General features: G+C 69.5%; 11 protein-coding genes. 8 read left to right on the forward strand and 3 right to left on the reverse strand.

Annotation, left to right across the window (positions count from 1 at the left end; translation table 11 throughout):
* Positions 1 to 74: 74 nt before the first annotated feature.
* Both rdgB and rph read right to left on the reverse strand, forming a co-directional pair.
* Positions 75 to 665 carry an RdgB/HAM1 family non-canonical purine NTP pyrophosphatase gene (gene rdgB / locus ACFONC_RS11065; RefSeq protein ID WP_386744026.1) on the reverse strand — a complete coding sequence of 197 codons (591 nt, stop codon included), beginning with the start codon at positions 663 to 665 and terminating at the stop codon, positions 75 to 77.
* A gap of 31 nt (positions 666 to 696) precedes the next feature.
* Entirely contained in the window at positions 697 to 1,440 is a 744-nt protein-coding gene (gene rph / locus ACFONC_RS11070; RefSeq protein ID WP_386744027.1) for a ribonuclease PH, read from the reverse strand.
* Between the two features lie 221 nt (positions 1,441 to 1,661).
* Here rph and ACFONC_RS11075 point away from each other — a divergent pair, with 221 nt between their 5' ends.
* The 5 genes from ACFONC_RS11075 to ACFONC_RS11095 all read left to right on the forward strand — a co-directional run bounded on the left by ACFONC_RS11075 (position 1,662) and on the right by ACFONC_RS11095 (position 6,694).
* The gene (locus ACFONC_RS11075) at positions 1,662 to 2,522 is read left to right on the forward strand and encodes a YicC/YloC family endoribonuclease (protein WP_386744029.1); all 861 of its coding nucleotides are present in this window, start codon (positions 1,662 to 1,664) and stop codon (positions 2,520 to 2,522) included.
* Positions 2,523 to 2,624: 102 nt separating this feature from the next.
* Positions 2,625 to 3,278 (forward strand): guanylate kinase, encoded by a 654-nt coding sequence (gene gmk / locus ACFONC_RS11080; protein ID WP_386744030.1) that lies wholly within the window; start codon positions 2,625 to 2,627, stop codon positions 3,276 to 3,278.
* A gap of 227 nt (positions 3,279 to 3,505) precedes the next feature.
* Positions 3,506 to 3,808: a DNA-directed RNA polymerase subunit omega gene (rpoZ, locus tag ACFONC_RS11085; RefSeq protein WP_386744032.1), complete on the forward strand. Its 303-nt coding sequence runs from the start codon at positions 3,506 to 3,508 to the stop codon at positions 3,806 to 3,808.
* A gap of 218 nt (positions 3,809 to 4,026) precedes the next feature.
* Positions 4,027 to 6,204 (forward strand): RelA/SpoT family protein, encoded by a 2,178-nt coding sequence (locus ACFONC_RS11090; protein WP_386744034.1) that lies wholly within the window; start codon positions 4,027 to 4,029, stop codon positions 6,202 to 6,204.
* A gap of 109 nt (positions 6,205 to 6,313) precedes the next feature.
* Complete coding sequence (locus tag ACFONC_RS11095; RefSeq protein WP_386744035.1) at positions 6,314 to 6,694, forward strand: RidA family protein; 381 nt, start codon at positions 6,314 to 6,316, stop codon at positions 6,692 to 6,694.
* Positions 6,695 to 6,748: 54 nt separating this feature from the next.
* Here the strand turns inward: ACFONC_RS11095 and ACFONC_RS11100 are convergent, their stop codons facing one another.
* Positions 6,749 to 7,780: an AraC family transcriptional regulator gene (locus ACFONC_RS11100; RefSeq protein ID WP_386744037.1), complete on the reverse strand. Its 1,032-nt coding sequence runs from the start codon at positions 7,778 to 7,780 to the stop codon at positions 6,749 to 6,751.
* A gap of 131 nt (positions 7,781 to 7,911) precedes the next feature.
* Between ACFONC_RS11100 and ACFONC_RS11105 the strand changes: the two genes are divergently transcribed.
* The 3 genes from ACFONC_RS11105 (at position 7,912) to ACFONC_RS11115 (ending at position 12,946) form a co-directional block, all read left to right on the forward strand.
* A complete protein-coding gene (locus tag ACFONC_RS11105; RefSeq protein ID WP_386744039.1) occupies positions 7,912 to 9,126 on the forward strand; it encodes a parallel beta-helix domain-containing protein in 1,215 nt (404 codons plus the stop codon).
* 137 nt (positions 9,127 to 9,263) lie between these two features.
* A complete protein-coding gene (locus tag ACFONC_RS11110; RefSeq protein WP_386744041.1) occupies positions 9,264 to 10,385 on the forward strand; it encodes an SO2930 family diheme c-type cytochrome in 1,122 nt (373 codons plus the stop codon).
* Between the two features lie 74 nt (positions 10,386 to 10,459).
* The gene (locus ACFONC_RS11115; RefSeq protein WP_386744042.1) at positions 10,460 to 12,946 is read left to right on the forward strand and encodes a TonB-dependent receptor; all 2,487 of its coding nucleotides are present in this window, start codon (positions 10,460 to 10,462) and stop codon (positions 12,944 to 12,946) included.
* The last annotated feature ends 17 nt before the right edge of the window (positions 12,947 to 12,963 follow it).

The following is a 12,963-nucleotide window of genomic DNA, read 5'->3' on the forward strand; positions in this document are numbered from 1 at the left end:
GCATCGCCCGAACGGTGACCGCCCCCTCCCAGCCTCCCCCTGCCAGGGAGCAAAGCTCGCGGCTTCCGCCGCCCCTACAAGAGCGCCAGCCGCTCGCGCAGCGCCGCGAGCGCCAGGCCGCGATGGCTGATGCGGTTCTTCAGCGCCGGCTCGAGTTCGGCCGCCGTCCGGCCACGTCCGGGGTCGAGGAACACCGGGTCGTAGCCGAAGCCGCCGTCGCCGCGCGGCGCGTGCAGGATGCGGCCGTGCCAGCTGCCTTCGGCGATCAGCGGCTGCGGGTCTTCCGCGTGGCGCAGCAGCACGATCGCGGCGTGGAAGTGCGCGCTGCGGCGCTCGTCCGGCACCTCGCGCAGCGCGTCGAGCAGCTTGTCGATGTTCGCCCGTGCATCGCCGTGGGTGCCGGCGTAGCGTGCCGAGTACAGCCCCGGTGCGCCGCCCAGCGCGTCCACGCACAGGCCGGAGTCATCGGCCAGCGCCGGCAGGCCGGTTTCGCGCGCGGCATGGCGGGCCTTGAGCAGGGCGTTCTCGACGAAGGAAAGCCCGGTCTCTTCGACGTCTTCGACGCCGAGTTCGCCCTGCGCGACGGAGTCGATGCCTGCGTCGCAGAGCAGCTGCCGGAACTCGGCCAGCTTGCCGGCGTTGCCGCTGGCGATGACCAGCTTCATGACGTGCGCGGAGCGACGCGATCGTGGCGCATCAGCGCGCCAGGGCCTCGCGCTGTGCGGCGAACAGCTGCGTGCAGCCGGAGTCGGCCAGTGCCAGCAGGGCGTCGAGTTCGTCGCGGCGGAAGGCGTGGCCTTCGGCCGTGCCCTGCAGTTCGATGAAGCCGCCGCCGTCGTTCATGACCACGTTCATGTCGGTGTCGCAGTCGCTGTCTTCGGCGTAGTCGAGGTCGAGCACCGGCACGCCGCGATAAATGCCGACCGACACAGCGGCCACCGCGCCCACGATCGGCTGGCGGTTGCAGGACGGCGGCTTGATCGCGCGGCTGTCGAGCAGCCCCTGCACCGCGTCGACCAGCGCCACGTAGGCGCCGGTGATCGCCGCGGTGCGGGTGCCGCCGTCGGCCTGCAGCACGTCGCAGTCCAGGGTGATGGTGCGTTCGCCGAGCAGGCCGCGGTCGACGCAGGCGCGCAGCGAGCGGCCGATCAGGCGCTGGATTTCCAGCGTGCGCCCGCCCTGCTTGCCGCGCGCGGCCTCGCGGTCGCTGCGGGTGTGGGTGGCGCGCGGCAGCATGCCGTATTCGGCCGTCACCCAGCCCTCGCCCTTGCCGCGCAGGAAGCCGGGCACGCGGTTCTCGACGCTGGCCGTGCACAGCACGCGGGTGTCGCCGAAGCTCACCAGCACCGAGCCTTCGGCGTGGCGGGTGAAGGCGCGCTCGATGCGCACCTCGCGCAACTGGTCGGGCGCGCGGCCGCTGGGGCGGGCAATGAAGTTCATGGGCAAATCGCGAAATGGGGCGCGTGAGTCTAACGTAGAGCGTGCCCAGGACTTGATCCGCGGTCGGGGTCACGCCCCGACGGCTCGTGGTCCCGGTGCACCGCGCGTCGGGGGCGTAGCCCCGACCTACTGCGTCTTTCAGTCCGGGTCCGGGGCGTAGCCCCGACCTACGATCCTGCGGTGGCATACTTTGCGACTGTAACCGCACGAGTTGCCAACGCATGATCCGCAGCATGACCGCCTTCGCCGCAGGCGAGCGCAACACCGAATGGGGCGCGCTCGGCTGTGAGATGCGCGCGGTCAACCACCGCTTCCTCGAACTGGGCGTGCGCCTGCCCGAGGAACTCCGGCTGCTCGAACCCGCGCTGCGCCAGCGCGTCTCGGCGCGGGTGTCGCGCGGCAAGGTCGACCTCACCCTGCGCCTGCGCGCCGGCGAGGGCGGCGGCAGCCTGCAGGTCAACGACGCGCTGCTGCAGCAGCTCGGCGCGCTTGCGGGCGACCTGGACTCGCGCTTCCCCGGGATGCGCACGCAGTTCACCGAGGTGCTGCAGTTCCCCGGCGTGCTGCAGTCGACGGCCGGTGATCCCGCGGAGCTGCACGCGCAGGCGCTGGCGCTGCTGGACGAGGTGCTCGACGACTTCATCGCCGCGCGCGAGCGGGAAGGCGGCACGCTGGTGGCCGCGATCCTCGAACGCGTCGACGGCATCGCCGCGCAGGCCGCGCAGGTGCGCGAGTTGATCCCGGCGATCCGCGCCGGCCAGCGCGCCAAGCTCGACGCGCGCATCGCCGACCTGGCGCAGGCGGCCGACCCCGGGCGCATGGAGCAGGAACTGGTGCTGTGGCTGCAGAAGCTCGACGTCGACGAGGAACTCGACCGCCTCGACAGCCACGTCGTCGAGATCCGCCGCATCTTCACCCAGGAAAAGCCGGTCGGCCGCCGCCTGGACTTCCTGCTGCAGGAGTTCAACCGCGAAGCCAATACCCTGGGTTCCAAGTCCGTCGACGCGCGCACCAGCAACATCGCCGTGGAGCTGAAGGTGCTGATCGACCAGATCCGCGAGCAGGTGCAGAACATTGAATAGCGGGGGCCGGGGACTGGGGACTGGGGGCTGGGGCATCTTCCTGTCCGCAGTCGCGCCCGCTCCAGGGCTATCCGCAGACGAGTCGTACCATCATCCATGCCAATGAGCAGTCCCCAGATCCCGGATCCCAGCCCCTTTTCGCGCGGCACCCTGTTCATCGTCGCAGCGCCGTCCGGTGCGGGGAAATCCAGCATCGTCAACGCCTGCCTGGCGCGCGACCCGAACGTCTGCCTGTCGATCTCCTACACCTCGCGCGACCCGCGGCCGGGCGAGCGCCACGCCGAGCACTACAACTTCATCTCGCGCGAGGAATTCGCGCGCATGATCGAGGCCGGCGACTTCTTCGAGCACGCGCTGGTGCACGGCGACTGGAAGGGCACGGCGAAGCACGCGGTGGAGTCGCGCCTGGCCGAGGGCCGCGACGTGCTGCTGGAGATCGACTGGCAGGGCGCGCGCCAGGTGCGCGAGCAGGTGCCGGGGGCGGTGAGCGTATTCATCCTGCCGCCGTCGCGCGAGGCCCTCGACCAGCGCATGCGCAAGCGCGGGCAGGACAGCGAGGAAGTCATGGCCCGGCGCCTGGCCGCCGCGCGCGAGGAAATGTCGCACTACGACGAGTTCGACTACGTCATCGTCAACGAGCACTTCGACACCGCCGTCGACGAGATGTGCACGATCTTCGCCGCCAGCCGGCTGCGCCGGGAGGTCCAGGCGGGGCGCCACGCGGAGCTGATCCGGAACCTGCTGGCCGGGGAGTAGGCGTCAGGGCTCTTCGTGCCCTTGTGGGAGCGGCTTCAGCCGCGAGCTCTTGGGGCTGGTCGAAAGAAAAGCTCGCGGCTGAAGCCGCTCCCACGGGATTGTGGGCGTAGAATGGGTCGCAAGTGATTGATTTTCCGGCGGGACGCTTGTGCCGGCGCCGGTCGATCCCGTAAAATCCGCGGTCCCCTGTCCTTTGATCGACGGCCCGACCGGCCGCCGGGAGTGTTATGGCCCGCATTACCGTGGAAGATTGCCTGGAAGTGGTCGACAACCGCTTCGAACTCGTGATGATGGCCGCCAAGCGCGCGCGCCAGCTCGCCAATGGCGTCGAGGCGCAGATCGACAACGCCGAGAACGACGACAAGCCGACCGTGCTCGCCCTGCGCGAGATCGCCGCGCGCCGCATCGACCAGGACTACATCGACGCCGTCGACAAGGCCGAACGCGAGCGCAAGGAGCGCGAGGCGCTGGAATGGGCCGCCGCCGAGGTGGTCGCCGACGAGGACATGTCCAAGGGCGACGATCTGTAGGAATCCGGGAATCGGGATTTGGGATTTTGGATTCGGAAAAGCGGATCCCGGCGTTTTCCTCCAGTGCCGGATCGAACGCGGCCCCGCGAAAGCGGGGCCGTTGCGTTTCCGGCCCCCTGAACGCGGCTGGGCCGCGGCGACCACCGCCTTGGCCTTTCCGAATCCCGAATCCCAAATCCCGATTCCCAAATCCCGGCCTGAGGCCTTAGGCTCGCCCCATGACCCCTGCCGAGCCCGCCCATCTCGAGCACGCGACCCCCGCCGACGACGCCGTCCCCGACTACGTCCTCGACCTGGAGCGCGCCGCCGAGTACCTGCCTGCCGAGCAGCGCGCGCTGCTGCGCCGGGCCTGGGCGGTAGGCGCGGCGGCGCACGCCGGGCAGCTGCGCAAGTCGGGCGAGCCCTACATCACCCATCCGGTGGCCGTGGCGCGGGTGCTGGCCGAGCAGAACGTCGACGTCGAGACCCTGGTCGCGGCGATCCTGCACGACACCATCGAGGACACGCCGCTGGACCGCGCGCAGCTCGCCGCCGAGTTCGGCGAGACCGTGGCCGAACTGGTCGACGGCGTCACCAAGCTCGACAAGCTCAAGTTCCAGGACCGCCAGGAGGCGGCCGCGGAGAGCTTCCGCAAGATGCTGCTGGCGATGGCGCGCGACCTGCGGGTGATCCTGATCAAGCTCGCCGACCGCCTGCACAACATGCGCACCCTGGGCGCGCAGTCGCCGGAGGCGCGCGAGCGCATCGCCCGCGAGACGCTGGAGATCTACGCGCCGATCGCGCAGCGCCTGGGCATGAACCTGATCAAGTCCGAGTTGCAGGACCTGGGCTTCCGCGCGCTGCATCCGATCCGCCACGCGGTGCTGCAAAAGCGCATCCGCGCCCAGCCGCTGCTGCGGCGCGAGGCGCTGGCGCGGATCGAGGCGCAGCTGGCGCAGAAGCTGGCCAACGAAGGCCTGCAGCACCGGCTGGTGAGCCGGGTGAAGTCGCCGTGGAGCATCTACAACAAGATGCAGGCCGAGGGGAAGACATTCACCCAGGTCATGGACGTGTTCGGCTTCCGCATCATCGTCGGCACCGTGGCCGACTGCTACCACGCGCTGGGCGTGGTGCATTCGGTGTACAAGCCGCTGGACGGGCGCTTCCGCGATTTCATCGCCATTCCCAAGGCCAACGGCTACCAGTCGCTGCACACGGTGCTGTTCGGCCCCTACGGCTCGCCGATCGAGGTGCAGATCCGGACCCAGGAGATGGACCTGATCGCCGAGCGTGGCATCGCCGCGCACTGGACCTACAAGCACGGCGGCGAGGCGCCCAACAGCGCCCAGGTGCGCGCGCATTCGTGGATCAGCAACCTGCTCGAGTCGCAGCGCGGGACCGGTTCGTCGCTGGAATTCCTGGAGAACGTCAAGGTCGACCTGTTCCCGGACGAGGTCTACCTGTTCACGCCCAAGGGCGACATCCTGTCGCTGCCGCGCAACTCCACCGCGCTCGACTTCGCCTACGCGGTGCATACCGATGTCGGCAACCAGGCGGTGGCCGCGCGCGTGGACAAGAAGCTGGTGCCGCTGCGCACCAAGCTGGTGAGCGGGCAGAAGGTGGAAGTCGTCACCGCGAAATCCTCGATGCCCAAGCCGCAATGGCTGGAATTCGTGGTCACCGGCAAGGCACGCACCGCGATCCGCCACCAGCTCAAGCACCTCGAGCACGAGGACGCGGTGCGGCTGGGCCATCGCATGCTCGACCGCGCGCTCGAGGAACTCGGCAGCTCGCTCGAACGCCTGCCGGCCCCGCGCCTGGACGCCTACCTGGGCGAGCTGCGCTACCCGCGGCTGGAGGAGCTGCTGGCCGACATCGCCCTGGGCAACCGGATGCCGGCGCAGGTCGCCCAGGCGCTGACCCGCGACGAGGGCGGCACGCTGGACCTGCTCGACACCGGCGCGATGCCGCGCAGCGGCGACAAGATCCTGATCACCGGCAACGAGCGCGGCATCATCACTTTCGCCTCGTGCTGCATGCCGATCCCCGGCGACGAGATCATGGGCTACCACACCACCGGCCGCGGCATCATGGTGCATCGCATGGAATGCCCGAACGTGGCCGACTATCGCAAGTCGCCCGAGCGCTGGGTGGCGATCGGCTGGGACCGCGAGGTCAGCGGCGACTTCGGCGCCGCGCTGCGGGTCGAGGTGGACAACAGCCCCGGCGTGCTGGCGCAGGTGGCCGCGGCGATCGCCGAGGCGCACTCCAACATCGACGGCGTCGAATACCTGGAGCGCGACACCAACGTCGCGGCGATCCGCTTCTCGATCGAGGTCAAGAGCCGCAAGCACCTGGCGGACGTGATCCGGCGTACGCGGCGGCTGCAGGTGGTGCATGGGGTGCAGCGGCTGTAGGGCCGTAGGGCCGGGAATAGGGAATCGGGAATGGGGAATCGAAAAAGCCGCTGAACCGGCTTTTGCGTTTACGATTCTCCATTCCCGATTCCCTATTCCCGGCATCCACATGCGCCAGCCCATCCAGACCGACAACGCCCCCGCCGCCATCGGCCCGTATTCGCAGGCCGTGCGCTGCGGCGACACCGTCTACATGTCCGGCCAGATCCCGATCGACCCGGCCACCGGCGAGCTGGTCGCCGGCGACATCGGCGCCCAGGCACGTCGTGCGTTCGACAACCTCAGGGCCGTGTGCGAGGCCGCCGGCGGTTCACTCGATGACGTCGCGCGCGTGGGGCTGTACCTGACCAACCTGGGCCAGTTCGCCGAGGTCAACGCGGTGATGGCCGAATACTTCAGCCAGCCATACCCGGCGCGTTCCACCATCGAGGTCTCGGCGCTGCCCAAGGGCGCGGCGTTCGAGGTCGATGCGGTGATGGTCGCCGGCTGATCCTGTCCATCGGCCACCCGCTCCCACAAAGAACCCCCGATCAACGCCGGGGGCTTACGACCCGCCGCGCATCGCGCTCGGCGTGCGCCCGGTCCAGCGCTTGAACGCGCGCCGGAACTCGCGCGCGTCGCGGAAGCCGACGCTGGCGCCAACCTGGGCGATCGGCAGGTCGCCGGCGCGCAGCAATTCGCGCGCGCGTTCGCTGCGCACTTCGTCGTGCAGCAGGCGGAAGCCGCTGCCGGCCGCGACCAGCTGCCGGCGCAGGGTGCGTTCGGTCAGGTGCAGTTCGGCGGCGATGTCGCCAAGGCCCGGGTTTTCGTGCAGGCGCGCGCGCAGCAGCTGGCGCACCGCGGCCACGATCTCGCCGCTGGCCGGCCCGCGCGGCATCTGCGCGCGGCACAGCGCCAACGCCTGCTGCGCGCTGACCGGGTTCCAGGCCGGCAGCCGGCGCGGCAGCCAGGCCGGGTCGACCAGCTTGCGGTTGCGCGGCATGCCGAAGCGCACCTCGCACTCGAACAACGCCTCGTACTCTTGCGCGTAGGCAGGCGCCGGATACGCCAGTTCCAGCCGCAGCGGCCGGAACGACGGCCCCACCAGCCCGCGGCACAGCATCAGCGTGCTGGCGAACAGCTCCTCGCAAAGGAACGGCAGGATCGCCTCCTCCGGCGCGCGCGGGCTGGCCACCAGGGCAAGCGCGGCCGGGTCGGAGGCGTCCAGCTCCAGGTCCATCAGGCTGCCGGAGACCGGTGAGTACTGCAGCCCGATCGCCACCGCGTCGCCGAAGGTACGCGCGGTCATCATCGCCAGCCCCAGCAGGCCGAAGTTGGCGGTGGTCTGCTGGCGACCCAAGCACAGGCCGACATCGGCGTCGGGCAGGTCGCGCAGCGCGCGCTGGACCACGCGACTTGCCTGGCGGTACGACACCCGCACCGCGGCATCGTCCACCTGCGCCCGCGCCAGCGGCAGCCCGGCGAACCAGTGCCCGCAGGCGATGCCGCGCTCCTCGGCCATCAGGCACAGGCCCGACAGGATGTTGGTGGCGATGCTGGCGGTGGTCAGGCGCGGGTCGACGGCGTTGCGTTGCATGCGATTGCAGCCAGTTTGTCCGGTTTGCCCCCCGTGAGTATGCCGCCAATGCCCTCCACGCGCGCGGGCTGCCCGGTCGAGACTGTCATGGAGGGGCCGCCGTCACGCGCCGGCCGGGGAGGACGCCACCGATGTGGAAGACGACGCTGTCGACATTCGCCGCCTGCGCGCTGCTGGCTGCCTGCGGCCAGGGCCAGGAGGCCGCCGCGCCGCCGGTCGCGGACGCCGGTTACCAGAAGGTGCTGCAGCAGCAGTTGCTGGACGCCAAGCCCGGCGACGTGATCGAGATCCCCGCCGGTCGCCACGTGCTGGACCGCAGCCTCAGCCTGCGCGTGGACGGGGTGACCATCCGCGGCGCCGGCATGGACAAGACCGTGCTCAGCTTCAAGGGCCAGCGCAGCGGCGCCGAGGGGCTGATCGTGACCGCCGACGACTTCACCCTGGAAAACCTCGCCATCGAGGACAGCAGGGGCGACGGGGTCAAGGTCAACGAGGGCGAGAACATCACCATCCGCGGCGTGCGCGTGGAGTGGACCAACGGGCCGGACACCGACAACGGCGCCTACGGCCTGTACCCGGTGCAGACCCGCAACGTGCTGATCGAAGACTCGGTGGTGATCGGCGCGTCGGATGCCGGCATCTACGTCGGCCAGTCGCAGGACGTGGTGGTGCGCCGCAACCGCGCCGAGAAGAACGTGGCCGGGATCGAGATCGAGAACTGCATCCGTGCCGACGTGCACGACAACGTCGCCACCGGCAACACCGGAGGCATCCTGGTGTTCAACATGCCCGACCTGCCGCAGCCCGGGCACACCACGCGCGTGTTCGACAACCGCATCGTCGCCAACAACCACGACAACTTCGGCCGCGAGGGCACGGCGGTGGCCGCGGTGCCGGCCGGCTCGGGCGTGGTGATCATGTCCAACGACGCGGTGGAGATCTTCGGCAACGAGATCGCCGACAACAAGACCGCCAACGTGCTGATCGCCAGCCACTACTCGGCCGGCTACGACAGCAAGTACAAACCCTCGGCGGCGTTCGACCCGTACCCGGAGCGGATCTTCATCCACGACAACCGCTTCTCCGGCGGCGGCGACTCGCCCGACGGGCTGGACCTGAAGGCGCTGAAGGTGGCGATGTTCGGCCTGCGCGGGCATTTCCCCGACGTGTTCTGGGACGGCTACGCCAACGGCGAGCGCGCCGAAGGCCCGCAGATCTGCGTGCAGGGGGCGTCGGGCGTGGTCAACGCCGATGCGCCGAACAAGTTCAAGAACCCGACCTCCGATGCCAAGCCGTTCGACTGCACGCTCGAGCCGCTGGCGGCGGTGGAGTTGAAGCGGGGTTGAGCGGCGCGATGGCAGGCCCGCTCCAACGTCGTCATTCCCGCGAAAGCGGGAACCCAGCGACTTCCTTGCTTCCGCCGGACGTCTTCCGGGCAGGAAGAACACGAAGTCGCTGGGTTCCCGCTTTCGCGGGAATGACGATGCGGGGACTGGTTGGCGCATTCGTCCTGTGCGTCGCCGCCTGCAGTCCTGCCCCCGCCCCCGTCACCTTCCACGCCGACGGCTACCCGGAAAAGCTCAGCGACTGGAACGTCGTTTACCGCGCCGGCGACGCGCTGGCGCTCAACGACCGCGTGGTGCCGTTCGACCTCAACACGCCGCTGTTCAGCGACTACGCGCACAAGCTGCGCACGGTGTGGATGCCCGAAGGCGTGCATGCGCGCTACGAGGCGCACGAGGCGCTCGACTTCCCGGTCGGCACCATCATCAGCAAGACCTTCTTCTACCCGCTCGCCGACGGCAAGGACGCGGTCGCGCGCACCGAAGACACCGCGCACGATCGCGCCGGCGAGGGCCTGGACCTGCGCAACGTGCGCATGATCGAGACCCGCCTGCTGGTGCGCCGCGAGGCCGGCTGGGTGGCGATCCCCTACGTCTGGAACGACGCCCAGACCGAAGCCACGCTGGAACGCACCGGCGCCGACGTGCCGCTGCAGCTGGTCGCCGCCGACGGCAGCCGCGAGGACTTCACCTACGAGGTGCCCGACCAGAACCAGTGCGCCGGCTGCCACGCCAGCAACAACACCACGCGCGACACCAAGCCGCTGGGGCCGAAGGCGCGGCACCTCGACAAGGACTACGACTACGCCGGCGGGCGCGAGAACCAGCTCGCGCACCTGCAGCGGATCGGTTACCTGCAGGGCGTGCCGGCCGACGGCGTGCCGCGCAACGCCGACTGGCGCGACGCTGCGCACGCCAGCCTCGACGACCGTGCGCGTGCCTACCTCGACATCAACTGCGGCCATTGCCACAACGCGCACGGCCCCGCGGATACCTCGGGCCTGTGGCTGGACGCCGGCGAACACCCGCCACGGCACCTGGGCCTGTGCAAGCCGTCCGTCGCGGCGGGGCAGGGGACGGGCGGGCATCGTTTCGATATCGTGCCCGGCAATGCCGACGCGTCGATCCTGGCCTTCCGCATGGCCAGCGACGACCCCGGCGTGCGGATGCCGGAGGTCGGCCGCGACGTGGTCCATCGCGAAGGAGTCGACCTGATCCGCACCTGGATCGCGCAGATGGAAGGGGATTGCGGAAAGGGTTGAGACGGACGCGGAACGCCGCGGCCACGACGCATGACAACGTGCAGCACCATCCACCGGGGAAGGGAGAGAACGCGATGTCGCTGAAACAAGGGATCCTGTGCACCTGCCTGCGCCGCGCCATCTTCGGCGCGTGCGCCGTGCCGCTGGCGGCGCTGGCGCAGCAGCCGCCCGACCAGCCCGCGCAGGCGCAGCCGGCGGCCGTGTCCGCGCCGGTCGCCGAGGCGCAGACGCTCGACCGCATCATCGTCACCGCGCAGAGTCGCGAGCAGGAACTGCAGGACGTGCCGATCGCGCTGCAGGTGGTGGACGCGCAGGTCATCGAAGACGTCGCCGCCGAAGACCTCGGCGACCTCGACAGCTTCATCCCCGGGCTGGTGGTCAACAGCCAGCAGCCCACGCAGCCGAGCTTCGAGCTGCGCGGCATCAGTACCGACGACTTCGGCATCGGCACCGATCCGGCCGTGGGCGTCTATGTCGACGGGGTCTATGCCGGCCGCGGCGGCGGCGTGCTGCTGCCGTTCACCGACGTCGAGCGCATCGAGGTGCTCAAGGGTCCGCAGGGCACGCTGTTCGGCCGCAACACCGCCGCCGGCGCGATCTCGATCATTACCCGCAAGCCGGCCAACGAGCAGGAAGCGCGGGCCAAGCTGCGCCTAGGCAACTACGGCAAGCAGTATTTCGAGGCGATGTTCAACCAGCCGGTGGGCGAGGATTCCGCATTCCGCATCAATGGCCTGTTCAACCATGCCGACGGATGGATCGACGACGCGGTCACCGGCGAGCACCTCAACCCGGAGAACAACTGGGCCACGCGCGCCGCGTTCCGCACCCGCTTCGGCGACAACACCACGGCCATCGTCAGCTGGGACCACGAAAGCCTCGACCAGCGCGCGGTGGCGACCACCGGCGTCGTCGCGCTGCCGGCGGCGCCCGGGATCCCGGCGCTGCCGGTGGACGAGTCGGCGTACCTCGATCCGCGCAAGATCCCCACCGTCAGCGACGCGGTCGGCAGCAACGAGTTCCGCCGCTTCGACGGCGTGACGCTGATCGTCGACCACGCCTTCGAATGGGGCGGCCTGACCTCCACCACGTCATGGCGCGACTACGACTCGGCCAATGCCGCGGTCGACGAGGACGGCACCAACCGGCGCGACCTGTACGTGGATTCGACCAACACCGAGAGCAACACCAGCGTCTACCAGGAGTTCAAGTTCAACGGCAGCAGCGACCGCCTCGACTGGGTGGCCGGCGTGAGCTACTTCAAGGAGAGCGCCGACCAGACCAGCGAGGTCAACTCCTACACCGACGCGGTCGACACGATCGTGCGCAACCTCGGCATGGGCCTGCCGCCGCAGGTCGACCCGCAGGGCCGGCTGTTCGGCTTCGTCAGCGACGTGGCCGCGGCCAACGGGATCCCGCTGAGCCTGATGGGGCACCGCTGGAACGAGAAGTTCATCAACACCGGCGACACCAGGGCCTACGCGCTGTTCGGCGACGTGATCTGGCACGCCACCGACCGGCTCAACCTGACCTTCGGCCTGCGCTGGACCCGCGACGAGAAGGACTTCACCTGGCTCAACAACCCGCGCTCGGCGCCGACCCTGGACGCGACGCTGGCGCAGCTCGACGCGATCGGCCTGTTCGCCGCGCTCAACCAGATGGGGCTGCCGATCTCGCCCGACACCTTCATGTTCGACATCGCCTTCATCGATCCGCCGGCGATGCTCAACAAGGGCGTGTTGAACAAGGCCTCCAACTCGTGGACGGACGTGAGCCCGCGCTTCGTCGTCGACTACGACTTCAACGACGACACCATGGGCTACGCCTCGCTGGCCAAGGGCTACAAGGCCGGCGGCTTCAACTCGCTGCAGATCGGCAGCGACTTCGACAACGAGGACGTGTGGAACTTCGAAACCGGCATCAAGCAGGCGTTCCCGGACCTGCGCCTGCAATACAACGCCTCGGCGTTCTACTACGTCTATGACAACCGCCAGGCGGTGCGGCTGGACATGACCACGTCGATCCCGCGCTACGTGGTCGACACCTCGGACCTGGAAGCCTTCGGCGTCGACTTCGACACCCGCTGGCAGGCCACCGACGGCTTGGCGCTGGACTTCAATGCGTCGTACATCGACTCGACCTACAAGGACTACGTCACGCCCGAAGGCATCGACGTCAGCGGCCAGCCCACCGGCATCCCGAAATGGTCGGCGGCGATCGGCCTGGACTACCTGTGGCGGATGAACGACGCCGGCGACCTGCGCTTCACCCTGCGCCACGCCTATCGCGGCGCGACGCGCTGCAGCGACGAGTCGCAGTCGCAGGGCACCTGCGGCATCAGCCCGGCGCTGGACCTGGGCGAGTCGCAGCAGCTGACCAATGCGCGCATCGCGTGGACCTCGGCGCAAGGCCACTGGACCTGGGCGCTGTACGGCCGCAACCTGCTCGACAACCAGTACATCAACTCGCTGGGCACCTATGGCAAGACGGTGCTGGGCACGGTTGGCGCGCGCGTGAGCGAGCCGCGCACGTATGGCGTGGAGGTGGGCGTGAAGTTCTGATCGCGGCGCCGGGCACC

This window comes from Luteimonas soli (assembly GCF_042648865.1).
GTDB lineage: Bacteria > Pseudomonadota > Gammaproteobacteria > Xanthomonadales > Xanthomonadaceae > Luteimonas > Luteimonas soli.

Bases quoted from the DNA above. Each gene is read 5' to 3' on its own strand.
- ACFONC_RS11110 (WP_386744041.1), top strand. From the start codon at position 9,264: ATGCGGGGACTGGTTGGCGCATTCGTCCTGTGCGTCGCCGCCTGCAGT.
- rph (WP_386744027.1), bottom strand. From the start codon at position 1,440: ATGAACTTCATTGCCCGCCCCAGCGGCCGCGCGCCCGACCAGTTGCGC.
- gmk (WP_386744030.1), top strand. From the start codon at position 2,625: ATGAGCAGTCCCCAGATCCCGGATCCCAGCCCCTTTTCGCGCGGCACC.
- ACFONC_RS11090 (WP_386744034.1), top strand. From the start codon at position 4,027: ATGACCCCTGCCGAGCCCGCCCATCTCGAGCACGCGACCCCCGCCGAC.
- ACFONC_RS11100 (WP_386744037.1), bottom strand. From the start codon at position 7,780: ATGCAACGCAACGCCGTCGACCCGCGCCTGACCACCGCCAGCATCGCC.
- ACFONC_RS11115 (WP_386744042.1), top strand. From the start codon at position 10,460: ATGTCGCTGAAACAAGGGATCCTGTGCACCTGCCTGCGCCGCGCCATC.
- rpoZ (WP_386744032.1), top strand. From the start codon at position 3,506: ATGGCCCGCATTACCGTGGAAGATTGCCTGGAAGTGGTCGACAACCGC.
- rdgB (WP_386744026.1), bottom strand. From the start codon at position 665: ATGAAGCTGGTCATCGCCAGCGGCAACGCCGGCAAGCTGGCCGAGTTC.
- ACFONC_RS11075 (WP_386744029.1), top strand. From the start codon at position 1,662: ATGATCCGCAGCATGACCGCCTTCGCCGCAGGCGAGCGCAACACCGAA.
- ACFONC_RS11095 (WP_386744035.1), top strand. From the start codon at position 6,314: ATGCGCCAGCCCATCCAGACCGACAACGCCCCCGCCGCCATCGGCCCG.
- ACFONC_RS11105 (WP_386744039.1), top strand. From the start codon at position 7,912: ATGTGGAAGACGACGCTGTCGACATTCGCCGCCTGCGCGCTGCTGGCT.